Origin of the sequence: Pseudomonas sp. PS01299 (assembly GCF_029960145.1) — a bacterium.
Classification (GTDB): domain Bacteria; phylum Pseudomonadota; class Gammaproteobacteria; order Pseudomonadales; family Pseudomonadaceae; genus Aquipseudomonas; species Aquipseudomonas putida_A.
In genome coordinates, this window is the sequence record NZ_JASCPO010000070.1 from 1 (window position 1) to 20491 (window position 20491).

General features: G+C 59.9%; 26 protein-coding genes and 2 pseudogenes. 15 read left to right on the forward strand and 13 right to left on the reverse strand.

The window, feature by feature from the left end:
* Window positions 1-133 precede the first annotated feature (133 nt).
* The 3 genes from QMX91_RS14585 (at window position 134) to QMX91_RS14595 (ending at window position 2369) form a co-directional block, all read left to right on the forward strand.
* Window positions 134-748 carry a recombinase family protein gene (locus tag QMX91_RS14585; protein WP_054572000.1) on the forward strand — a complete coding sequence of 205 codons (615 nt, stop codon included), beginning with the start codon at window positions 134-136 and terminating at the stop codon, window positions 746-748.
* A 626-nt stretch (window positions 749-1374) separates the two neighbouring features.
* The gene (locus QMX91_RS14590; protein ID WP_054572002.1) at window positions 1375-1668 is read left to right on the forward strand and encodes an IS3 family transposase; all 294 of its coding nucleotides are present in this window, start codon (window positions 1375-1377) and stop codon (window positions 1666-1668) included.
* The gene (locus tag QMX91_RS14595; RefSeq protein WP_123085909.1) at window positions 1665-2369 is read left to right on the forward strand and encodes an IS3 family transposase; all 705 of its coding nucleotides are present in this window, start codon (window positions 1665-1667) and stop codon (window positions 2367-2369) included. The genes QMX91_RS14590 and QMX91_RS14595 overlap by 4 nt, the downstream gene beginning before the upstream one ends.
* Before the next feature lie 376 nt (window positions 2370-2745).
* On the opposite strand, the gene QMX91_RS14600 is transcribed toward QMX91_RS14595, so the two are convergent.
* The 9 genes from QMX91_RS14600 to nthB all read right to left on the reverse strand — a co-directional run bounded on the left by QMX91_RS14600 (window position 2746) and on the right by nthB (window position 8942).
* Complete coding sequence (locus QMX91_RS14600) at window positions 2746-3729, reverse strand: acetamidase/formamidase family protein (protein WP_034139337.1); 984 nt, start codon at window positions 3727-3729, stop codon at window positions 2746-2748.
* Window positions 3730-3848: 119 nt separating this feature from the next.
* Window positions 3849-4463, reverse strand: coding sequence for an ANTAR domain-containing protein (locus tag QMX91_RS14605; protein ID WP_052199002.1), 615 nt, complete (start codon window positions 4461-4463; stop codon window positions 3849-3851).
* Window positions 4460-5653: a transporter substrate-binding domain-containing protein gene (locus tag QMX91_RS14610; protein WP_073665354.1), complete on the reverse strand. Its 1194-nt coding sequence runs from the start codon at window positions 5651-5653 to the stop codon at window positions 4460-4462. The genes QMX91_RS14605 and QMX91_RS14610 overlap by 4 nt, the downstream gene beginning before the upstream one ends.
* A gap of 9 nt (window positions 5654-5662) precedes the next feature.
* Window positions 5663-6193 (reverse strand): DUF1097 domain-containing protein, encoded by a 531-nt coding sequence (locus QMX91_RS14615; protein ID WP_034139338.1) that lies wholly within the window; start codon window positions 6191-6193, stop codon window positions 5663-5665.
* A complete protein-coding gene (locus QMX91_RS14620) occupies window positions 6193-6909 on the reverse strand; it encodes a CbtA family protein (protein WP_054572004.1) in 717 nt (238 codons plus the stop codon). Before QMX91_RS14620 ends, QMX91_RS14615 begins: the two co-directional genes overlap by 1 nt.
* Before the next feature lie 13 nt (window positions 6910-6922).
* A complete protein-coding gene (locus QMX91_RS14625) occupies window positions 6923-7117 on the reverse strand; it encodes a CbtB domain-containing protein (protein ID WP_034139340.1) in 195 nt (64 codons plus the stop codon).
* Between the two features lie 70 nt (window positions 7118-7187).
* Entirely contained in the window at window positions 7188-7538 is a 351-nt protein-coding gene (locus tag QMX91_RS14630) for a nitrile hydratase accessory protein (protein ID WP_052199003.1), read from the reverse strand.
* 2 nt (window positions 7539-7540) lie between these two features.
* Entirely contained in the window at window positions 7541-8206 is a 666-nt protein-coding gene (nthA, locus tag QMX91_RS14635) for a nitrile hydratase subunit alpha (RefSeq protein WP_052199004.1), read from the reverse strand.
* A gap of 52 nt (window positions 8207-8258) precedes the next feature.
* Entirely contained in the window at window positions 8259-8942 is a 684-nt protein-coding gene (gene nthB, locus QMX91_RS14640; protein WP_054572005.1) for a nitrile hydratase subunit beta, read from the reverse strand.
* A 765-nt stretch (window positions 8943-9707) separates the two neighbouring features.
* Between nthB and QMX91_RS14645 the strand changes: the two are divergent.
* A pseudogene (locus tag QMX91_RS14645) lies at window positions 9708-9880 on the forward strand (histidine ABC transporter substrate-binding protein); the annotation flags it as partial.
* Between the two features lie 63 nt (window positions 9881-9943).
* Here the strand turns inward: QMX91_RS14645 and QMX91_RS14650 are convergent.
* Window positions 9944-10420 carry a ProQ/FinO family protein gene (locus tag QMX91_RS14650; RefSeq protein ID WP_054572007.1) on the reverse strand — a complete coding sequence of 159 codons (477 nt, stop codon included), beginning with the start codon at window positions 10418-10420 and terminating at the stop codon, window positions 9944-9946.
* 353 nt (window positions 10421-10773) lie between these two features.
* Between QMX91_RS14650 and QMX91_RS14655 the strand changes: the two genes are divergently transcribed.
* The 9 genes and pseudogenes from QMX91_RS14655 to QMX91_RS14695 all read left to right on the forward strand — a co-directional run bounded on the left by QMX91_RS14655 (window position 10774) and on the right by QMX91_RS14695 (window position 15269).
* Window positions 10774-11064: a nucleotidyltransferase gene (locus tag QMX91_RS14655; protein WP_001247892.1), complete on the forward strand. Its 291-nt coding sequence runs from the start codon at window positions 10774-10776 to the stop codon at window positions 11062-11064.
* The gene (locus QMX91_RS14660) at window positions 11061-11447 is read left to right on the forward strand and encodes a DUF86 domain-containing protein (RefSeq protein WP_003100872.1); all 387 of its coding nucleotides are present in this window, start codon (window positions 11061-11063) and stop codon (window positions 11445-11447) included. The genes QMX91_RS14655 and QMX91_RS14660 overlap by 4 nt, the downstream gene beginning before the upstream one ends.
* Before the next feature lie 236 nt (window positions 11448-11683).
* Window positions 11684-12040: a cupin domain-containing protein gene (locus tag QMX91_RS14665; protein ID WP_003465043.1), complete on the forward strand. Its 357-nt coding sequence runs from the start codon at window positions 11684-11686 to the stop codon at window positions 12038-12040.
* Window positions 12041-12294: 254 nt separating this feature from the next.
* Window positions 12295-12621: a hypothetical protein gene (locus tag QMX91_RS14670; RefSeq protein ID WP_003100858.1), complete on the forward strand. Its 327-nt coding sequence runs from the start codon at window positions 12295-12297 to the stop codon at window positions 12619-12621.
* Window positions 12618-13118 carry a hypothetical protein gene (locus QMX91_RS14675; RefSeq protein WP_003100856.1) on the forward strand — a complete coding sequence of 167 codons (501 nt, stop codon included), beginning with the start codon at window positions 12618-12620 and terminating at the stop codon, window positions 13116-13118. The genes QMX91_RS14670 and QMX91_RS14675 overlap by 4 nt, the downstream gene beginning before the upstream one ends.
* Window positions 13115-13486, forward strand: a complete 372-nt coding sequence (locus QMX91_RS14680) for a hypothetical protein (protein ID WP_003100853.1) — start codon at window positions 13115-13117, stop codon at window positions 13484-13486. Before QMX91_RS14675 ends, QMX91_RS14680 begins: the two co-directional genes overlap by 4 nt.
* On the forward strand, window positions 13480-14037 hold the full coding sequence (locus QMX91_RS14685; protein WP_003100847.1) for a recombinase family protein: 558 nt from the start codon (window positions 13480-13482) through the stop codon (window positions 14035-14037). Before QMX91_RS14680 ends, QMX91_RS14685 begins: the two co-directional genes overlap by 7 nt.
* A 33-nt stretch (window positions 14038-14070) precedes the next feature.
* Window positions 14071-14520: pseudogene (locus tag QMX91_RS14690) on the forward strand (iron ABC transporter permease); the annotation flags it as partial.
* Complete coding sequence (locus QMX91_RS14695) at window positions 14514-15269, forward strand: ABC transporter ATP-binding protein (protein ID WP_016487051.1); 756 nt, start codon at window positions 14514-14516, stop codon at window positions 15267-15269. The pseudogene QMX91_RS14690 and the gene QMX91_RS14695, both read left to right, overlap by 7 nt.
* Before the next feature lie 4 nt (window positions 15270-15273).
* Here QMX91_RS14695 and QMX91_RS14700 read toward each other — a convergent pair whose 3' ends face one another.
* From QMX91_RS14700 to QMX91_RS14710, 3 genes are read right to left on the reverse strand one after another with little or no spacing between them, the layout of a single operon-like run.
* A complete protein-coding gene (locus QMX91_RS14700) occupies window positions 15274-16596 on the reverse strand; it encodes an aminotransferase class III-fold pyridoxal phosphate-dependent enzyme (protein WP_016487050.1) in 1323 nt (440 codons plus the stop codon).
* A complete protein-coding gene (locus QMX91_RS14705) occupies window positions 16593-17660 on the reverse strand; it encodes a phosphotransferase (protein ID WP_016487049.1) in 1068 nt (355 codons plus the stop codon). Before QMX91_RS14705 ends, QMX91_RS14700 begins: the two co-directional genes overlap by 4 nt.
* Before the next feature lie 53 nt (window positions 17661-17713).
* A complete protein-coding gene (locus QMX91_RS14710; RefSeq protein ID WP_016487048.1) occupies window positions 17714-18745 on the reverse strand; it encodes an ABC transporter substrate-binding protein in 1032 nt (343 codons plus the stop codon).
* 228 nt (window positions 18746-18973) lie between these two features.
* Between QMX91_RS14710 and QMX91_RS14715 the strand changes: the two genes are divergently transcribed.
* The gene (locus QMX91_RS14715; RefSeq protein ID WP_016487047.1) at window positions 18974-19708 is read left to right on the forward strand and encodes an SDR family oxidoreductase; all 735 of its coding nucleotides are present in this window, start codon (window positions 18974-18976) and stop codon (window positions 19706-19708) included.
* A 69-nt stretch (window positions 19709-19777) separates the two neighbouring features.
* Entirely contained in the window at window positions 19778-20455 is a 678-nt protein-coding gene (locus QMX91_RS14720) for a GntR family transcriptional regulator (protein ID WP_016487046.1), read from the forward strand.
* The last annotated feature ends 36 nt before the right edge of the window (window positions 20456-20491 follow it).

Below are 20491 nucleotides of genomic sequence, written 5' to 3' on the forward strand. Positions count from 1 at the left end.
TTGTCACATTACGAGCCTGAATGGCCGTTTGCAGGTCTTAGACTAAATGACGGGTTAAGTGACAGTTTTTGACGGCGAGAACTTTCTGGCTCACACTGTCACATAATCGAACGTATATGTGACAGGTGAAGAGATGTTGATCGGCTATATGCGGGTGTCGAAAGCGGACGGTTCCCAATCCACCGATCTGCAGCGCGATGCACTGATCGGCGCCGGGGTGAGTCCTTCACATCTCTACGAGGATCTGGCTTCAGGCCGACGCGATGATCGACCGGGGTTGGCTGCTTGCCTGAAGGCGCTCCGTGAAGGCGACACGCTGCTCGTGTGGAAGCTCGATCGGCTCGGCCGTGATCTACGCCATCTGATCAACACCGTGCACGACCTGACTGCGCGTAGCGTGGGATTGAAAGTCCTGACCGGTCACGGTGCTGCGGTCGACACGACGACTGCCGCAGGCAAGCTTGTGTTCGGTATTTTTGCTGCGCTGGCCGAGTTCGAGCGGGAGTTGATTTCCGAGCGCACGATGGCAGGATTGGCATCGGCACGAGCACGCGGCAGGAACGGCGGGCGGCCGTTCAAGATGACCGCAGCGAAACTGCGATTGGCCATGGCGGCGATGGGGCAGCCGGAAACCGTGGTTGGCGATCTGTGTGAGGAACTCGGCGTCACTCGACAGACGTTGTACCGGCACGTCTCGCCAAAGGGCGAGTTGCGTCCAGATGGCCTGAAGTTGCTTTCACTGGGCTGATCTTGACCTGGAGGCGAATGGCTCACTACGGCCAGAAGCAGACCTTCGACGTGTTTGGGAAAACTAGGGCTATTCATTGGGGTGAGTTCGAATGCCGCATGTGGGCCAAGCTAAATTAGCAGCCTGGGTCAAAATCGCATCAGCGGCAACAACCTAGGCTCTCTAGCTTGCTGGGGCAGAAGGCCACTAGCAGCAGCTAGTGATCGCCGCTATCCTGAGTTCCATAATTTTCGCACCACGGGACGAATGAGTTCGCCCCGCTCTAGCAGGGACGCACAATGGAACTCAGGCTAGTATTCGCCGCAGCAATCTTCTTGGGCTCCTACCTTCCTCTCAGCATCATCCTGTTGGTTCAGGACTTGAAGGTCGACCTCTTCAGTAGGCCTTTTTGCTCAACGCTTCGGCAGATGTCGTCGGAGTGCGAGCTCCCATTCAACAACTCTGGCCTTTCGATTGGATTTGCACTCTGCTGCCTAGCTTGCTTTCTGACCACCGTCTTTGTGATCTGGTGTAAGCAAGAGCCTCAGAGCATTACTATCATTGAGTCAAAACAAATTCCAACTGGTCTGTCCCGGGCTGAGTGGACACTGACTTAAGGTGGATAATGTCCGCCGCAAGGAGTGTTCATGACCCAGACCAGACGACGTTTTCCTGAATCCTTCAAACGCGAGGCGGTAGGCCAGGTGCTTGCCGGCACGCCGCTTCGGCATGTAGCCGAGACGCTGGGCATTGCTGAAAGCCTGCTGGGCAAATGGAAGCGCCAGTACGAACAGCAAGGTGACGATGCCTTTCCAGGCAATGGCAAGCAGCGTGGCGAGAACGCGGAACTGCGTCGGCTACGCCAGCAACTGGCCCAGGTCACCATGGAGCGCGATGTTTTAAAAAAGGCGCTCGCCATCTTCTCGCAGCCCACGAAGTGAGGTTCCGCGCCATCGAGGCGTTGGCCGGTCGCTACCCCGTAGCGCCAATGTGCCGGCTGCTGCGAGTATCGCGCAGCGGTTTCTATGCCTGGCAGCAGCGGCCTCCTTCGGCGAGAGAGATGGCGTACCGACGCCTGAGCAAGGAGATCCGCTCCATCCACCATGAGGTGAATGGGATCTATGGCCATCGCCGAATCAAGGCCGAACTGGCGGCCATGGGGCATGCGTGTGGTCGGCACCGGGTTGCCCGACTGATGCGCGAAGCTGGTTTGCGCGTTCGCTCGCGCAAGCGCTGGCGGCTGGTTTCCAGCAGTCGTCACGCTCTGCCGATTGCGCCGAATCACCTGGATCGCCAGTTCTCCTCGGATCGCGCCAACCGGCACTGGGTCTCGGACATGACCTACGTGCGGACGGCCCAAGGCTGGCTGTATCTGGCCGTGGTGCTCGATCTCTATTCACGCGCCGTCGTCGGTTGGGCGATGCACCATCGCATGCAGCAAGCCCTAGTGCATGCTGCGCTGGAGATGGCTGTGGCACGCCGCCAACCACAGGCAGAGGTACTGCTGCACTCGGATCGTGGCAGCCAATACTGCGCCTACGACTACCAGGCCTTGCTGCGGCGCCATCGGGTTGTGCCCAGCCATTCACGTCCGGGGAACTGCTGGGACACTCTGCGATGGAGAGCTTCTTCCGTTCGCTGAAGACCGAGCGGGTGTACCTGACGCATTACGCCAGCTACCAAGAGGCGAAAACCGACCTGTTCGACTACATCCGCTTTTACAATCACCGCCGTCGCCACTCGACGTTGGGCTATCTCAGTCCGATGGAGTTTGAGCGGCGAAACGCGAGCAGTAGCTCTTAACTACCTGTCCACCAGTTCCGGGACAGACCAACCATCTGTTATAAGTCCCTACCCCATTTGCTCAATGGCTCGCCCTTCTCGTCTAGAGTCGTCTCATGCTGGGTGCCAGCCTCGCCCCGTTTGCGGGAGCATGGCTGGCGATCAAACGTGACTGTGCACTGAATGTTTTTTGGAGGACTTTGGCTCGTCAACAACAGGGTGGGTGGCCTTGCTGCTCAGAGGTATCGCTTGTCGATTGCTGCACCGACTGAATATTTTGGGTCGACGAAATTGCCCAGTCTCACCTTGCCGCACTGGCTCAGCATCATGTAGGCGTCCCAGCGATCGAAGCCGTACTCCTTTTCCAGCCAAAGAATTAATTCGCAGTACGCAATGCGCGTCGCGTCTTCCAAGGGGCGTGCACTGCCGATGGCCATCAGCATGGATTCGGTTTCAAGGCGCGGCCAGTCGATGTTCCAGTTCTTGATCAGCTCGACATGGATGGTCGTCGTGCTCTCGAACTCCACGGCCGTGCCGCACACCTCACCATCGCCCTGACACGCATGCGCATCGCCGATGAACAAACGCCCACCTGGCGAGCGCACCGGCAAGTACGTGATGCTCCCTGGGCCCATGTCAGGCAAGTCCATATTGCCGCCGTGGTTGTCGGGCGTAAGGGAGTTGATCGAGTCGATTTCAGGCGAAAGGCTTAGCGTGCCGATGTGCGGCTGATAGGGCAGGGTCACGCGATCACTCCAATGGACATGCTGCTCGTCGACATGGATTTTGCGGGTGATCTCGGGCAATGGGTCGGTCAGCATCGCGGTCAGGTCGGTGCCGGTCAGGGCGCCGAAACGGGGGATCATGCAGCACGTACCCCGAGGGTTTTCACCCCGTGGCAGGATCGACTCGATGCGGACGGCCACCACGTCTCCCTTCTCGGCGCCTGCAATCATGATGGGGCCGCTCTGAGGGTTGAGAAACGGCATGCGCAGCAGTTCGCTGGGGCGATCGTGCTCATGTTTGACTTTGCCTTCGAAGGCATCGGCGGTTTCGACGATAACCCTGTCCCCTGGGCGAATGTGCAGAACCGGGTCCGAGTAGGGGCCCATGGTGTAGTGAAATTTTCCCTGACGATCTGTGGTCAGCTCGTGGGTTTCACCTTCTTTGCCCTGGGCCACGCCCCGGGTAAACATGATCGATTTTTCCAGCCAGTTCATACGTTGACTCCATTTTTTTGGCAAAAAGCTCCCTTTGGCGGACCACCAGCGGTGCGCCATTGAGGGGGGTGATATCGATAAACTGCGGCTTGGGCCGCGAGCGTTTGTGTCTGGCCGAGTCAGGGCCTTCGCTGGTGACGCAGCATGTTCAGCGCGCTTTTCTCACAGCCGCTTTGCAAAAACCGCAGACACATTTCCTCCATGCACATCTGATTGGTCATGCTCGATTCCCTCAGCTGTTCATAGGCTTGGTCATCGTCGATGTTGGCCAACTCCATCAGCTTGACTACGGCTTTGAGCACTACCCGCCGGGCCTTCACACGCTCTTGCAATTGGGTAATTTCAGCGTCGGCCCGGGACCGCGATCCGAATTCAAAAATCGCCTGTTGCAGGGCCAGGAATGTCCCGCTTGAGCGCACCGGTTTGACCAGAAACGCGCACACCCTTTGCGTCAATGACCAGTGAATCCTCTCAGGGGTTTCGGCACTGAACATGGCAATCAACGGCACTCGCGGTTCCCCATCCGGCCAAGGGAAGGTATTTTTGTGGGCCTGATTGGCATCGAAAAAACACACGTCCACCTCCGACCAAGGCAAGGCTTGGCCCTCGACCGGCTCGATGATTTTCAATCCCAGCCTCACCAGTTGCCCGCTCAAGACCTGATAGTCATGGTCCTTCTTGTGCAGGATCAGCACGCGATGGTCACGCAGGTTGGGAAGCTGAGGCCTTTTCATCTGACGATCCTCAACTCCGGTTTAAGGCGATCGCCATGGTCTTCCATCACGGCGCCATCGCCGACTTTGCCCATGTCCAACCATGTGAGGTACGGGTCTGGTTTGCGCGGCTCCTTCGCGCTCGCCAGGATCTCGAAATCCCCGTTGGCGTTGGAGATGCCCAAGCGCGGCGTCAGGTAGCAGTGGTGGTTTTCCGGGTCGATCCACACTGGCCCTTGAGGGGCGTTCAACCGGCTTTGAACGGCGGCGCTTCTGACCTGCTGCACGTCGTCGGTGTCTGCCAGGTGAATGGCTTCGGCCAACAACAGCACCGCGATGAACGAGGCTTCAGCATCGGCGGACGTCACCTGTTGCACGCCGTACCGCTGCTTAATGTCACGAACGAACTCCGCGTTGGCCTGGGTGCCGATGCTCTGGAAGTACACCGATGAACAGATATGCCCGGCGCGCACGCTGGCATCCACGGCTTTCAGTTCCTCCTCCGACAACGTGCAACTGGCCAGCGGAGTGGACGCAGAAATCCGCTGTGTATTTACGGCCTGCCCATAGGCGGCCACGAAGGCTTGGCCGGATTCCCCGATCAACGAGCTGAACACGAAATCCGGCTTGAGGCGTTGGACCTCATCGATGATCTGCTCGACATCGGTGGAGCCAATCGGGAGATAACGCTCGCAGACGACATCGCCGTCGTTGGCTTCCAGTATTTCGCGCATCACCCGATTGCTTTCCCAAGGCCACACGTAGTTGGAGCCCACGCAATAGGCGCGCTTGCCCACGGTGTTCATCAGGTAGCTGATTAGCGGCACGATGTGCTGGTTGGGCGAGGCACCTACGTATATCACGTTGTCGCTGCACTCGAACCCTTCATAGTGCGAGGGATACCAGAGCAAGCCGTCGCGCCGCTCGAACAGCGGTAAAACTTCCTTGCGACTCGACGAGGTGTAACACCCCACGACGTGCCGAATTCCGCTGTCCAGCAGTGCCTGGGTTTGCGCGTAGTACTGGGTCAAGTCCCCGCCCGGATTGACTACTTCAGGCTCAAAACAGAAGGTGAAGCGCGGGTCGCGCGCCACGCGCTCAATGGCCAGCAGCGCCCCACAGAGCATCGCCTGGCCGATGCTCTGGTACGAGCCAGTGGTGGAGCACATCAGGCCGATCCGCACGCACGTCTTGTGAGAAAGGTTTGCCATCATCAGTTCCTACGAAGCTAATGCAGCGCGACGTTGCAGGCGTGCAGCGAAGCGGGCCGACGCAAAGGCAAATACCGCGCCCACGACCATTGACGCGGGCACGATGATCAATGCGTTGGAGAAGCTCAGGCTGGTGAGGTTTTCAGTGCTGAACTTTCCGGGCGTTTGCAGCAGAAATGCAAACGTGCACGCATAGCCGTAGGTCACCGCCGGGATCGAGGAGAACAGGCCAACCCTGGCCGCCGAGATGTAGCAGGCGATGCTGATGCAGACCACGACGCTGGCCCAGATCGTCTCGCCCAACACCGTCGCCCCCGGCACCGAGACGATCACTACCGCCGTCAGCCATGCGGTGAACACGCCAAAACAATTGGAGACGATCGTGGTGCGCAGGGCGCGCACGTCTCCACCTGAGTGGAAAAAACAGGCCCAGGCGGCGAAGGCCGCCCAAATGAGCAGCACCCCCACTGAGAGCGTGAACCAGGTACACACGCCGCCCAGCAGGGCAACACTGATCGCAAGGCTGGTCAATTCAGACATTACGCGTACTCCTGCTGTGGGGATTTGAACAGCCCGGAAGTTGCGGCACGACGGGAAAATACGGTGCAGAGCAGCCCCAGCGTGACCCAGAACGAGGCGTCCGCCATCAACGTCGCGATCACGAACTCGTGATGCAGCGCGGCGGGCGCCAGCATCTCCGGCGACGCTAACTGCGGCGAGCCGATCAGGTGAGGCACCGCCAACAGCACGACGCCAGCCACCTTCAACCAGGCCTTTGGCGCGAAGGCGATGAGCACCAGTCCAATGGCCGTAGCAATCGCTGTACCCACCCACCAGAGTTGCCTGGCGTGCAGATCAGCCGCTTGCGTGCCGGGCAGTTCCGGTGGCAGACCCGCCGAGGGCGCCAGTACAAACACCGCGTACCCGGCCAGCCCCCACAGCACCCCCGTTGAGAGCTTGCGCGGCGGCCGTAGGCTGATCGCCCCCGCAAGCACCAGCCCGAACGCCACGCCGACCACCAAGTTGGCAGCGGCGGTGGACGTCACCCGCTGCCAGCCGTCCTCTGGGGCCCAACCGGCATCTTCGTGATGATGTTCGCCTGCCTCATGGGGATCGGAATGGCCGGCACTGGCCGCCTGCTCATAGGTTTCGGCCTGAAGGATTAGCGGGGACACCCAGATTGCTTGGATGAGCGTCAACACTAGAGCGGCCCCCATCCCGGCGAAACCCGCCGTTTGCAGCATGCGCTTGATCATGGCTCAGGCCCTCTCAGTGGCAAGGAAATGCAGCGGTATGACGGGTATCGTGCGCGGCGTTGTGCAAAGCCGGCAGGCTGGAAAAACCGGCGAAGTACAGCAGCACCGCGCCCAGGGACATCACGCAGCAGGCGTTGAGCACGCGCCGGGCGCTTCGAGCGGACGATACGGTGGTAGTGATGCTTGAAACGGATTGAAGAGTAGACATGATGTGTACCTCGTGTTCGCGCTGTGATGAGGGTGTTGAAGCCAACGGCTTCACATAACTTCAGACGGCTTCAGATGACTTCGTCCCGACGACGCTCAAGGAACTCTTGCGTACGAGCGTTGAGGGATTCGGGAGTGACGAGTGCTTTGTCCATCGCCAGTTTTTCCAGCGAGGCCAGCCAGTGCTGGTAGTAATGCCAGTCAGGGTCGTCGGGAGTGTGAGTCTTGTCCCAGGCCCCGATGTTCGAGATCAGCGAAGCGCGGAACTCATCCCACTGGTAAGCGCCTTGTTCGGCGAGCGCCAGGGCTAGGCCGAACGCTCGCCCTTGCCACGGCTCATCAAACACCAAACGTTCCTGGTTTTTCGGCAGGGCGCTGCGGTCGCCGCACAGTTGATCCACTCGGTTTTTCAGCGTGCTCATGATCAGGCTCCTTGCTGCGCCGTGCTAACCAGACCCAATCCCTGCATCGCTTCGGTGGACACTAATGCGGCCAACTGCTCCTCGGAGAAGTGGTCGGTGCCCTCAGGGCGCTGAGGAATCACGAAGAAGCGCACTTGGGCGCTGCTGTCCCAGATCGCGACTTTCTTGGAGCTGTCCAGTTCGACACCGAAATCCTTCAGCACCGCGCGGGGCTCTCGCACCACGCGTGCGCGGAACACCGGATCCTTGAACCAGTAGGGTGGCAGGCCCAACAGCGGCCACGGCCAGCATGAGCACAGCGTGCAACAGACGACGTTGTGGGTGCTTGGGGTGTTTTCGACGACCTTGAGGTTTTCGCCTTCGATGCCTTCACGCAAGCCCAGCTCTTTAATGGCTTGGTTTGCGTCGGCCAGCAGACGCGCTCTGAAAGCCTCATCTGTCCAGGCTTTGGCTACGACCCGGGCGCCGTTGAACGGCCCCATTTCGTGGTCGAAGAAGTGGATGACGCGATCAACGGTGTCGGTGCCGATCAGGCCTTTTTCACGAAACAGCGATTCCAGTGCTTTGGTGCGGGCCGCGTAATAGCTTTCCGGGCCGCGTTCTTCATCGTGGTGATGGTGCTCGCCGGACGCATGTTGATGGTCGTGGTCGTGATCGTGTGTGCTCATCGGTGCAATTCCTTGGTTCGTAAAAGGGGCGAGGCCGCGTGCGCTTGGCGCGTCATTGCTGCTGAACGCTGTCCAGGTAAACTTCAAAAAAGTCGTTGTACAAAACGTCGCCGTGGTCAGGGATCTCTGGCCAGATGTCGGTGGTCTTGAAGCGCACGTTGTAAACCGGTTGGGGTGTGCCGAGCCCATCGGTCGGCCCTTTGTCCCAGTACAGGTAGGCGCCGTCGTACACCACTTCCACAACGCCCACTTTGTTGCGTAGGTAGCCGGGTAGCCGGGTATGGATGCCAAGTGGTACATCTTTGACGCAGACGGTGTCGCCGACTTTGAATTTGGGCTGGGTGGCGATGTTTCGATACGGGTTGTCGCCGGTCCAGAGGTAATCGATCACGCGTTCGGTGATCTGCGGATTGCCTTTTTCGGGCAGTGGCGTGTCCGGGTTGTCGAGAAAACGCTGGGTCAGTGCGTCGAGTTCAGCAGCCTCGATATACCCACGTTCCACGAGGAATTCGGCCATCGCGCCTTGCCACTTGATGTAATAGCGGTACTTGAAATAGTCGAGCGGGTTCATGCCCTCGGCTTTAACCCGCAGGTCTGGCCACGCCCAAATGCTGGTGCCCATCATCGTCGCGTGCACCCCAAATAGACGGGCCTCCCACGGCTGTACGAATACCCGCTTCTCCACCGCGACCGGGCCCAATCCTTCGATTCCTCCCAAAAACTGCTGAAGCTTCATGCGCGTGCTCCTTAAAAAAACCAAAAAAAACCCTCCGAGCCGTGAAGGCTTGAAGGGCTTATTTGCCGATCTGTCAGCGAATAGCTGACAGGTATGTATTTTCGGCCGGCGTCGATGACGCACGTGATGACCGCAGTTGGGTAAAGCAGGACTCGTGCCAAATTTTACAGAAAGAGAAGGGGGAAGTTGAAAGCTATTAAAAACAGATAGTTAGCAGGATTTGGTAACGGATGGGGAGGGCTCGGCCACCTTTCAGAGCTGCACTACGTTGGAACCAGTGCACAAACGCTGGGCAGCTGTGAAATTTTTGATACTGAAAAATACCTCTAGTTTGGATGCTGCCATCCTAGACTTTTAGAGCAAAGTTAGAATTTTCCTGTTGGTGTGAGGCAACCAGCCGACGATGACAAACACAGCTTTCACCCGATGCCCCGAATATCAGTGCAGCATTATTTCCCTCAAAATGGGGGATGTTTTCGAGCGTATCAAAGCGGCTGCCCCCCGATGTATCGTTCGATCCATGGACCCACATGAAAGGAGTCAGGATATGGAAATCGAGCGAAGAATTGAGAAATGGAACGATCTATGGATGATCGTTGCCGGGCGAGTGGTATGCACTGGCTGCCTGGAGAGCCAAGCGCTGGAAGATTGTGAGAGACCGTTTCTGCATGCCGGTACATGCGAGGCTAGCCATGGAAAAAAAGAATACCCGTGGGCTGCGCTTCACGAGATCCTAGACTGCGCGCGAGGGTGAACTGCCCGTTAGTGCTGGAGAAGGTCAATCTTCCTATCGATCTACTCAACCAGAACCTGGCGCTGATGACCAAGGAGCACATCGACTCGCGAAGCTGGCGAAGATATTCTTCAGGGAGCATCTGGAAATCTGGCACGGATGGGTGAGCGATGCGGCCGCACAAAGAATCCAGGCTTCGTTGTAATCGAATCACATTGCAGATGCGACGCTGGGCGTCGCATTTCGCGTAAGGGGCCCGCAAACCCTGTCAGCTTTCGACTGGTGCCGGGACATGCGTTTTCAACTTCGCCCGATTTTTTCGGTCTTGGACGCGTTGCCGCGAAGCTTGCTGCTTCGCCTGAGTGGCGGTCACAGTGCCAACTGCTTGACCGCCCAAGTCCAAGCGTGGCGCATTCTCTACCAGGCTTGCCCAGTACCGAGTTCCTCGGCACCAAGTAGAAATTCCTAACTTGAGCTGTTCGCGGGTTAGTCCGAGTAGTTCCAAGTGTTGCTCAGCATCTTTGAGAATGCCTTCCTTGAGCGGAACCTTGGGGGACGGATTGACTGGGAAAGCCAATGGAAAATGCTTCTGCAATGGCCAGATCGCTTCTAACGCAGGATCCTGGCTGAGAGGCTTGGCCTGGGGGGAGGATTTGCACTTGAGGTCTGTCTGGATGACGGCCTTTGCTGGCTCTTTTTCAGCCCGCAGACGGTCACGTAGCTCCGCTAGTTGTTCAAAACCCATCGTTCAATACACTGCTTCGAGGTGGTTGCGTGGAGCTAGGATATTCGATGCGGCGCGCTTTAGCAGCTGTGACTGGAATATCGTCACTGGCTTCGTCGATACCAGATGGCAGCTCATGGCCGGCAACGGCCCGTCGTTACCTACCGGACCTGACTTCCTCTGCTCTGTTTCTGCCTACTGTAGAGTCTCTTCTGAAGTGCAGGCGACTCCTGATAAATGGTGCAGTCGTCTTCTGAAAATGACACAACCGGCGCGGCACGGGAATCAAGGCATTGCGATTCTCGAAAATAGTTCTTGAAATTCTATTCTTGATTGCATATCATCTCAACGAGTTTCGATAAGAAAGGATGCGCATGCGACCGTCTGTTGTGCTTGACATGAAGCGAAGCGCAGTGCGTGAAGCGGTAGGCCGCTTTCGCGCCGCGAACCCGCGCGTCTTCGGCTCGGTGCTGCATGGCACCGACCGGGATGGCAGCGACCTCGACCTGTTGGTCGATGCGCTGCCCGGTGCCACGTTGTTGGACTTGGGCGATTTGGAAGAAGAACTGAAATCGCTGCTCGGCGTTGACGTCGATCTGCTGACTCCCGGCGACCTGCCGCCGAAGTTCCGGGCCAAGGTGCTCGCGGAGGCGCAACCGATATGAGCGAGAACCGCCTGCCCGATTACCTCGACCACATTCAGCAGGCCGCAACCGATGCGCGCAGCTTCGTGGAAGGGATGGCCAAGGACGACTTCTTGGCCGACAAGCGCACCCAGCAGGCCGTCATCATGAGCCTGATCGTCATCGGCGAGGCGGCCACAAAGGTGATGGATGGCTACGTCGAGTTCACCCAGGCGCATGCCGACGTGCCGTGGCGCAGCATGCGCAATATGCGTAATCGCATGGCTCACGGCTATTTCGACATCAACCTCGATGTGGTGTGGGAGACGGTACAGGAATGGCTGCCGGCGTTGCTCCAGCAATTGCCCGCCGTGCGTCAGGATGCCGACGATGAAGACCGTAACGACAAAGGCATGGAGCCATGACCAATCAAGCCGCCGATGTTCGGCCCCTCTGGCGTGTTCGATCCCGCGACCTATGAGCCGCGCTCGGGCAAGACCTTCTGGATGGCCGCAACGGACGTGAGTTCGCTGGTGGGCAAGGAGGCAGCAGCCGACACGCTCATCGGCAACTGCACGACCGCACGACCAGCCTCCCGTTCAAATTCGAGTTAGAACTCATATCCAGCCTGTCTGGGGGCACTGTGAAAGAGGGATCTCCGATGACTGTTGAATCGAGAATATTTTCTGTAGCCGAGTATGTTCAGCCGTCCGAAGGCGAGCCTATTCGTTCCGTTGTGCTTGAAACCCGAGACTCAATTATCGTGGTTTGGCATGTCCATCCCGGGCAGGAAATTGCGGCTCACATTCATCCTCACGGCCAAGACACGTGGACTGTTTTGTCGGGAATGGCTGATTACTTTCAGGGCAATGGGATTGTTCGTGCCCTCAGGGAAGGTGAGATAGCCGTGGCAAGACCGGGCCAAGTGCACGGGGCGCGAAATACAGGTACCGAGCCATTTGTGTTCGTCTCGGTTGTGGCATCAGCCAATGCCGGTTTCGTATTGGCTGAGCGATAGAGCCCAATCTCTGGAGTTGGTCCAATGAGCGGTCGGGGAGATAGGTAACAGACATGCAGCGGACACGGCTGCTAAACCAGGTCGCAAACCTCCTTGCGTCGCAGCGTGCCGCAAGCGACGCGATCAATCGAATGGGGTCGGCATGAGACTGAACACCATCCAGTTCCCGACCGCGTAGCCGCCTGTCCTGCCGATCAGGTCTTGACCATCGACGCCTGGGATCAGTCCTGAATGTTCTTGGAGACCACTACGTTATGAGCCGCAGCCGCCGCAAAACACCCATCGTCGGGCACACGACCTGCGGCAGCGAGCGCGAGGACAAGAAGCTCTGGCATCAGCGCTGGCGCACCCGTGAGCGCACGGCGCTGACCAGCGCGTCGCCCGAAGCCCTGAGCGCCCATCTGCCCCTGCTGGAAAACCAGGCCAGCAGCGTCTGGTCGATGGGCAAGGATGGCCGCTCCTACTGGCCCGTCAAGCGCCAGGCCGCCACGGCGGATCGCATCGCCAATCACAAGGGACGCAACCCGCAAGAACGCGCCTCCCTGAAAAAGCGCCTGCTGCGCAAGTGGATGAGCAAATGAAGCTCTCCTTCCATCAGCACATTGCGCTGTTCTGGATGATCGGTGCTCCGGGCGTCTTCGCGCCCGTGATCGAGAACGCCAAGCGGCCCGATGCCGGCGCCGTCATGGCGTGGGGTGTCGCGATCGTGGCGGTGATGATCCTCTTCACCCCTTTGCTGCTGCGCTGTCCACCATTCCGGCGCTGGTATGGCCGGACGGATGCGCTGTCGGAGCGGCAGCGCCAGGCGCTTGCCGAGCGCGGCCTGCGCCGCTACTACCAGACCGCTTTCGATGACGGCTACGTGCCCCGCGTGATGCCCTACGTGTGGCGCATCATCTGGACGGTCGGCGGGTTGATGGCTGTGACCGCCGTACTGCCTACCAACACCGGACGGCCAGCCTTCGATGCCTTGGTGGTCTTCTCGACCTGGTATCCGATAGGCGTGATGCTGCTGGTTTTCGCGTCGAGGCCCCTTGGCCGGTTGATTCGCCAAAGAGCACAGGAGCGGCGGAAATGAGCACGTCAACCATCGAGGCGCTGGCCAGCGCCTGGGCAAGGATTGCCGAGGAAGCGGAATTCCCCGCTGACTACGAGGGGACTGCCACACCACAAGCGCATCGGGCTAGCGAAGCTATTCAGGAGCAGATTCGGGAGCGCATCGTCGCCACCAACGACATGCGGCTGTTCAGCCTGCTGCACCTGCTGGGTCAGGCGTCGCTGCGCATGGAGCAAGCGCTGTGGCCGGAGGATTACGAGCGGATGACGCGCGAGGTTGAGGAAGCCCTGCGGCAAGCCACCGACGCCAACGCCAGATCGTACACCCACGAAGAAGTGATGCAGGCGATGCAGGAACGCATCGACCGGGCGCGAGACAAGCCATGTTGATTGGCTATGCGCGCGTCTCGACGCAGGATCAGAACCTGGAGCTGCAACGCGAAGCCTTGAGCAAGGCCGGATGTAAAAAGGTCTTCGAGGACAAGGTGAGTGGCACGCGGGCAGACCGGCCTGGCTTGGCCAAGACGCTCGAAATGCTGCGCGAAGGCGATACTTTGGTCGTCTGGAAGCTCGACCGGCTGGGCCGGTCGGTCAAGCAACTGGTCGATCTGGTCGGCGATCTGCACAAGCACGGTGTCCAGTTCAGGAGCCTCACCGACTCCATCGACACCGGCACACCATCCGGGCGGTTCTTCTTCCACGTCATGGCGAGCCTTGCCGAAATGGAGCGCGAGCTGACCGTCGAGCGCACCCGCGCCGGGCTGGAAGTCGCCAAGCAGCTCGGCCGCAAAGGCGGCCGCAAGCCGAAGATGACCGACAGCAAGATCGAGTCGGCCAAGAAGCTGCTGGCCAGCGGGGTGCCGCCCAAGGACGTGGCCAAGAACCTCGGCGTGTCCATTCCGACGCTGTACCGCTGGGTGCCAGCCTCCACGCACGCTTAGCGTGCTTTATTTTCCGTTTTCTGAGACGACCCCAGCCTGACCAAGGCGACCTGGCCCAAGCTGGGCGTGATCTGTGTGGTGATCCTGATCACCCTGCCGATTTTCGCCAGGCGCACCTGGGCGCTCACCGCCCTGCGGCTGGGGGATGACAAGGCGGCCAGCTTCGGTATCAACGTGCGCAGCCTGCGTTTCCAGACGCTGATCATGGTCAGCCTGCTCGCTGCGTTTCCCGTGGCCTTCGTCGGCACCATCGGCTTTATCGGGCTGGTCGGCCCGCACATCGCGCGGATGCTGATTGGCGAAGACCAACGTTTCTTCCTGCCGGCCTCGTTGCTCACCGGCGCACTGATCCTGTCGGCGAGTTCGGTGGTCAGCAAAACCCTGATCCCCGGCGCGATTTTCCCCATCGGCGTGGTCACGTCCCTGATCGGCGTACCGTTCTTTATCTCTCTGATTCTCGGCGCAAAGAAAAACTCATGGTAACGATCCAGCTGCAAGACCTCGGCGCCAGCTATGGCCAGCGCACGATCATCAGCGGTGTGACCACCACCGAGTTTGTCGGCGGCCAGGTGGTCGCCGTGGTCGGGCCCAATGCCGCAGGTAAATCGACCCTGTTCAAACGCATGGCAGGGCTGATCGACGGGCCCGGCGAGGTAAAGCTGCAAGGCGCGGAAAAAGGCATGAAAGGCATCAGCTACATGCCCCAGGGCCTCAACGCCAGCGCCCGTTTGACCGTGTACGAATCGGTGCTGCTGGCGCGCAAGCAACTGACACCGGGTTGGGTGGTCCACGATGACGAACTGAAACTGGTCGATGAGATCCTCGACGCCCTGGGCATTACGCCGCTGTCATTCCGCAACCTGGGTGAACTCAGCGGCGGCCAGCAACAACTGGTCTCAATCGCCCAGACGCTGGTGCGCGAACCGCAGATCCTGCTGATGGACGAGCCCACCAGCGCCCTCGACATGCACCGCCAGGTCCAGGTGCTGAACTTCATGCGCGACCTGGCGCGAAAGCGCGAAGTCATCGTGTTCATCGCCATCCATGACCTGAACCAGGCCTTGCGCTTCGCCGATCAGGTGCTGGTCATCGCCGATGGCACCGCTCAGGGCAGCGGCCCGAGCCATGAAGTGATCAACGAGCAGATGCTGCGCGCGGTGTACAAGGTCGAGGCGCGCATCGAACGCTGCAGCCGTGGGCAGCACCATATCCTGATCGACGATATCGTCTGAACCGCTACGGCTGCAGCCCTTCCAGCGCCGTGCCGACCGCTTCCAGTAGCAAGTGCGCATGCTCCTGTTCGAAGGCCAGCAGCGGGCGAATCTTCAGCACGTTTTCCAGCGGCCCGGCAGCACTGATCAATACGCCCTGCTCGCGCATCGCGTTGACCACCTGACGGGTCTGCGTGGCGGCAGGCGCTTTTGTGGCGCGATCGGTCACCAGCTCGACCCCCAGGAACATCCCGGCACCGCGCACATCGCCGATGATCGGGTAACGCTCGGCCAGCTCCCGCAACCCCGTCAACAGACATTCACCCAGGGTGTGCGAGCGCTGCTGCAACTGTTCGTCACGGATGACGTCCAGCACGGCCTGCCCCGCTGCGCAGGACACCGGGTTGCCGCCAAAGGTGTTGAAGTAGCGCATGTTCTGGCCAAAGTGATCGACCACTTGCGCTCGACCGACCAGGCCGGCGATGGGGTGGCCGTTGCCCATCGGCTTGCCCAGGGTCAGGAGGTCGGGGCGCACGTCGTGCCGCTGGAAACCCCACATGTTCAGGCCAGTGCGGGCGAAGCCGGACTGGACTTCATCGGCGATGTACAACAGGCCTTCGGCCTGGGCCAATGCGATCCCTTCGGCGATGCAGCCGGTTGGGCCCGCAAAGACGCCATCGCTGGCGAAAATGCCGTCGAGCAGGATCGCCGCCGGACGAATGCCGTGTTTGCGCAGGTCATCGATGGCCGCACGGACGTCAGCCACGAAGGTCGAGGCCACTTGATCCGCACCCAGCCGATAAGCATCGGGGGCGCGAACGGTGCGCACGTGGGGTGGCAGAACCATGCTCGGGCCGAGCGACGGAGAAAGCTCGGCGATATCACCCGTGACGCCATGATACGCGAAGCGGGTGATGATCACGCCGGTGCCGCCGGTAAACTGTTTGGCGATGCGCAACGCCAGATCGTTGGCCTCGCTGCCGGTGCACGTAAACATGACCCGCTCGAGGTACTCGGGAAAGGTGCCCAGCAGTTGCTCGGCGTAATCGAGCATGCCCTCCTGCAAGTAGCGAGTGTGGGTGTTGAGTTGCCCGGCCTGCCGGCTGATCGCCTCGACCACCCGGGGATGACAATGCCCCACCGACGCCACGTTATTGTAGGCATCCAGATACCGCCGGCCTTGTTCGTCGTACAGCCACACGCCCTCGCCGCGCACCGTGTGCAAGGGGTGTTCGTAGAACAGTCGATAGGCCGGGCCGAGCAACCGTGCCCGGCGTTCGACAAGGCGTTTTTCCTTGTCTGACAGGCGATCGGCATCTTCAGAAGTGAAACCGTTGATCATGCTCATGCGCCAACCTCCTGGGTGCAAGCGGCAAGGATTCTGTCGTGGATCTCGGCGGGTGCCATTGCGGACAATCCCGCCAGGGCATCCTGGGCGCGGTATGAGTTGCGCAGGATGTACTCGCGATTGTCCGGGTGCAGGTCGGCCCGCCAATAATTGATGCACAACGACAACGCCAGGCGTGTGGAGATCAGCACCGGCAGCAGTTGCAATTCTTCGCCGGTGAGGGGATTGACCTGGTGATAGGCGCGGATCATGTCCAGCGCCGGGGCCAGGACGTCGCCCGCCACCCCCAATTGGTACGATGCCGCGACCGCGACCTCGTTGACCAACGGCGCGTGGACCATGTCGCCAAAATCCAGGATGTTGCGCAACACATCGGGCTGATCCGGATCGACGATGATGTTGTGCGGGTTCATGTCGTTATGGATCACCTGGTGGCGCAGCGTGGCGCACTTGCCCAGTACCTGGGATTCGAAGCGGTCCAGGCTGTGTTCGATCCGGTCGCGACGAACGCCCGGCTCGATGTGTTTCAGCCGGGGCCTGAGGCGCTGGGCGTGTTGCATGTCCCACAACAGGACGTGCCCGGCAGCGGGATGGCTGAAGCCGTCCAGGGCCAGGTCGAACCGGGCGAGCGCTTGGCCCAGGTTCTGCCTGAAATTCACCGATGTGTGGGCGACGCGGTGCAGCGGCAAGCCGTCAACGAAGGACAGGAGACGGACCAACATGCGCTGGCCTTCGATTTCGACCGGCTCCACGAATCGCCCGCCGAGTGATGCAAAGACACGCTGCACCGGCAACGCCGGATCGTTACGCTCGATCTGGAGCATGGCCTGGTTATGGAAGTCCACGACCTGCGGGTTTTCCAATGGATGCGACAACTTGAACAGACGCGACGTACCGTCCGCGAGCATGACCCGGAAATTGAGGTCGCGCTCGCCGCCCAGTTGCTCGAGTTTTCCGCTGATCGCGTAGTGCTGCGCAAGGACCCCAAGGACCTGCCCGTCACTGACACGGGCAGGGGCCGCCTCCAGCAGACAGGGTTGCGCCGATACTTTCTCAAGCGGCATTGTTCATGACTCCTCGCTTCGGTGATGTGGCCTGCTCGCGCAGGCCCCTTGCATTACTTGTTGGCCCAAGCGATGAAACGCTCTTCCAGGTCTTCGCCGTGGTCGATCCAGAACTCGGCATCCGTGGCCCGGGCGTTCTTCAGGTTATCCGGTGAAGTCGGCAGTTTGCTGCCCACCGCCTCATCGACCAGTGCCACGGTTTTGGTGTTGCTTGGCCCATAAGGAATGGCCTCGACAAAGTGCTTCTGCTGAACCGGTGCACTGGCAAACGCGATGAAGTTTTCCGCCAGGGCCTTCTTCGGCGAGCCTTTGACGATGGCCCAGTGATCCAGGTCGTACAGGCTGCCATTCCACTGCATTTCAAACGATTGTCCCTCCGCCTGCGCCGAGGTGACACGCCCGTTATAGGCCGAAGTCATCACCACGTCGCCTGCCGCCAGCCATTGCAACGGCTGCGCGCCGGATTCCCACCACTGGATGTCGGGCTTGATCTGATCCAGTTTGCGGAAGGCCCGCTGCACGCCCTCCTCGGTGCCGAGCAAGGTGTAGACATCTTCCTTGGCCACGCCATCGGCCAACAGGGCGAACTCCAGGGTGAACTTGGCGCCACGGCGCAGGCCGCGCTTGCCGGGGTATTTCTTCACGTCCCAGAAATCCGCCCAGCCCTGTGGCGCGCTGGCGAGTTTTTTCGGGTCGTATGTCAGAACGGTAGACCAGATGAAGATACCCACCCCGCAATCGCTGACGGCGGCCGGGATGAAATCTTCTTTCTTGCCGATGCGCGACCAGTCCAATGGCTCGAACAGGCCTTCGCTACAACCGCGCAACAGCTCGGGGGATTCGACCTCGACCACGTCCCAGCTGGTTTTCCCGGTGTCGGCCATGACCCGGATCTTGGCCATTTCGCCGTTGTAGTCATCGGCCGTGATCGCCACTTTCTTTTCCGAGGTGAAGGGTTTGTAGAAGGCTTTTTCCTGGGCCTGGCGGTTGTTGCCGCCGAAGGACACCACGGTCAGTTTTTCAGCGGCGCTCAAAGGGCCGGCAAGCATTCCAAGCATCAGTACAGTTGCGATTTTGCTGTTCATGCGTCTCTCCGAATTCGCTACGTGCGTGAGCGGCAGCTAAGGGATGGCAGGTGGTTTTTTTGTTTTTGGCAGCAATATTTCGGTCAGCGCCGGGTGTCTTGCACCTGGTGGCCGGCGCACGGCGATGATTCCGAGGCGCAGCTCATTAGTAACATATTTAGAATATGATGCATCATAATTTTTACTGGTATAGTCTCACCACTCCACCCCTTCCTCAGGAGCGCCTGCATGACCGAGCAACGAACCCTCCTCCTCACCGGTGCGAGCCGTGGCATCGGCCATGCCACGGTGAAGCACTTCAACGCTGCGGGCTGGCGCGTGTTTACGGCCTCGCGACAGAACTGGACCGAAGGCTGCCCCTGGGCTGAAGGCGAGTTGAACCACATCCACCTGGACCTGGAAGACATCGACGAAGTGCGCCGCAGCCTGCCATTGATCCGGGAGAAACTCGGCGGACGCCTCGATGCCCTGGTGAACAACGCCGGCATTTCACCCAAAGGCGAAGCCGGCGCACGATTGGGCGTGCTGGAATCCGATTACGCCACCTGGCTCAGCGTGTTCAACGTCAACCTGTTTTCCACGGCGTTACTGGCCCAAGGGCTGTTCGATGAGCTCAAGGCGGCGCAAGGCTCGGTGATCAACGTCACCTCGATTGCAGGTTCCAGGGTGCACCCGTTTGCCGGGGTCGCCTACGCCTGCTCGAAAGCTGCACTGGCCGCACTGACGCGGGAAATGGCCCATGATTTCGGGCCACACGGTGTGCGGGTCAATGCGATTGCACCGGGTGAGATCGAGACGTCGATCCTGTCTGCCGGGACCGAACTGATCGTCGATCAGCAGATCCCCATGCACCGCTTGGGCAAGCCGGAAGAAGTCGCATCCCTGGTGCATTTCCTCTGCACCCGAGGCGCGTCGTACATCAACGGTTCGGAGATTCATGTCAACGGTGGTCAGCACGTCTGAAATAATCTGGAAATCCCGGCCGGAAACTTCCATCATTCGGGCCGGGCATCCGCCGCAGATGAGCGATCAATGAGCAACCCCTACCCTATTCAAACCCTCAATCACTCTTACCTGGGCAGTGGCATCTACGAGTTGCTGCGCGAGGCACTGATCACCGGGCGTTTCCAGCCCGATGACCGCCTGCGCATCCGCGACCTGGCCGAACAACTGGGCACCAGCGTCACACCGGTGCGCGACGCGATCCTGCAACTGGCCAAGGAACAGGCGCTGATCCTCAAGACCCCGCGTGACATCCGCGTACCCATCCTCACCGCCGCGCAATACGGCGAGATCCGCAGCATCCGCCTGGCGCTTGAAGGCCTGGCTGCGGAGACGGCCGCCGCGCTGGTGACCGACAGCGAACTCGCAGACCTGCAAGCCTGCATCGAAAACAACATCGCCGCGATCAACGCCCAGGACTTGCAAGCCGCTCTCAAGTGCAATCAGCAATTTCACTACGCGCTGACCACCATCGCGCGCATGCCGGTGCTGGCGGGTTTGCTCGATAGCCTGTGGATGCGCACCGGCCCACTGATCGCCCGTGCCTATGGCAACTTCAACGAGCGCATGGCCATCGACCATCACTGGGAAGTGCTCGACGCACTCAAGCGCCGCGATGGCGCGGCGGCACGGGCGGCCATCTGCCGTGACATTCTCGATGGCAACGAGAAGATGCTCGAGTACATCGAGATGGCGCAGGCGGACTGATTGGCAGTCAATTCGACTGTTGACGAAACATAGATG

Excerpts from the sequence above, each read along its gene's own strand:
- QMX91_RS14720 (WP_016487046.1), top strand. The coding sequence starts at position 19,778 with ATGAGCAACCCCTACCCTATTCAAACCCTCAATCACTCTTACCTGGGC.
- QMX91_RS14660 (WP_003100872.1), top strand. The coding sequence starts at position 11,061 with ATGAGCGAGAACCGCCTGCCCGATTACCTCGACCACATTCAGCAGGCC.
- QMX91_RS14695 (WP_016487051.1), top strand. The coding sequence starts at position 14,514 with ATGGTAACGATCCAGCTGCAAGACCTCGGCGCCAGCTATGGCCAGCGC.
- QMX91_RS14700 (WP_016487050.1), bottom strand. The coding sequence starts at position 16,596 with ATGAGCATGATCAACGGTTTCACTTCTGAAGATGCCGATCGCCTGTCA.
- QMX91_RS14650 (WP_054572007.1), bottom strand. The coding sequence starts at position 10,420 with ATGGGTTTTGAACAACTAGCGGAGCTACGTGACCGTCTGCGGGCTGAA.
- nthA (WP_052199004.1), bottom strand. The coding sequence starts at position 8,206 with ATGAGCACACACGATCACGACCACGACCATCAACATGCGTCCGGCGAG.
- QMX91_RS14710 (WP_016487048.1), bottom strand. The coding sequence starts at position 18,745 with ATGAACAGCAAAATCGCAACTGTACTGATGCTTGGAATGCTTGCCGGC.
- QMX91_RS14615 (WP_034139338.1), bottom strand. The coding sequence starts at position 6,193 with ATGTCTGAATTGACCAGCCTTGCGATCAGTGTTGCCCTGCTGGGCGGC.
- QMX91_RS14610 (WP_073665354.1), bottom strand. The coding sequence starts at position 5,653 with ATGGCAAACCTTTCTCACAAGACGTGCGTGCGGATCGGCCTGATGTGC.
- nthB (WP_054572005.1), bottom strand. The coding sequence starts at position 8,942 with ATGAAGCTTCAGCAGTTTTTGGGAGGAATCGAAGGATTGGGCCCGGTC.
- QMX91_RS14675 (WP_003100856.1), top strand. The coding sequence starts at position 12,618 with ATGAAGCTCTCCTTCCATCAGCACATTGCGCTGTTCTGGATGATCGGT.
- QMX91_RS14685 (WP_003100847.1), top strand. The coding sequence starts at position 13,480 with ATGTTGATTGGCTATGCGCGCGTCTCGACGCAGGATCAGAACCTGGAG.
- QMX91_RS14665 (WP_003465043.1), top strand. The coding sequence starts at position 11,684 with ATGACTGTTGAATCGAGAATATTTTCTGTAGCCGAGTATGTTCAGCCG.
- QMX91_RS14600 (WP_034139337.1), bottom strand. The coding sequence starts at position 3,729 with ATGAACTGGCTGGAAAAATCGATCATGTTTACCCGGGGCGTGGCCCAG.
- QMX91_RS14590 (WP_054572002.1), top strand. The coding sequence starts at position 1,375 with ATGACCCAGACCAGACGACGTTTTCCTGAATCCTTCAAACGCGAGGCG.
- QMX91_RS14670 (WP_003100858.1), top strand. The coding sequence starts at position 12,295 with ATGAGCCGCAGCCGCCGCAAAACACCCATCGTCGGGCACACGACCTGC.
- QMX91_RS14705 (WP_016487049.1), bottom strand. The coding sequence starts at position 17,660 with ATGCCGCTTGAGAAAGTATCGGCGCAACCCTGTCTGCTGGAGGCGGCC.
- QMX91_RS14625 (WP_034139340.1), bottom strand. The coding sequence starts at position 7,117 with ATGTCTACTCTTCAATCCGTTTCAAGCATCACTACCACCGTATCGTCC.
- QMX91_RS14680 (WP_003100853.1), top strand. The coding sequence starts at position 13,115 with ATGAGCACGTCAACCATCGAGGCGCTGGCCAGCGCCTGGGCAAGGATT.
- QMX91_RS14620 (WP_054572004.1), bottom strand. The coding sequence starts at position 6,909 with ATGATCAAGCGCATGCTGCAAACGGCGGGTTTCGCCGGGATGGGGGCC.
- QMX91_RS14605 (WP_052199002.1), bottom strand. The coding sequence starts at position 4,463 with ATGAAAAGGCCTCAGCTTCCCAACCTGCGTGACCATCGCGTGCTGATC.
- QMX91_RS14715 (WP_016487047.1), top strand. The coding sequence starts at position 18,974 with ATGACCGAGCAACGAACCCTCCTCCTCACCGGTGCGAGCCGTGGCATC.
- QMX91_RS14655 (WP_001247892.1), top strand. The coding sequence starts at position 10,774 with ATGCGACCGTCTGTTGTGCTTGACATGAAGCGAAGCGCAGTGCGTGAA.
- QMX91_RS14630 (WP_052199003.1), bottom strand. The coding sequence starts at position 7,538 with ATGAGCACGCTGAAAAACCGAGTGGATCAACTGTGCGGCGACCGCAGC.
- QMX91_RS14585 (WP_054572000.1), top strand. The coding sequence starts at position 134 with ATGTTGATCGGCTATATGCGGGTGTCGAAAGCGGACGGTTCCCAATCC.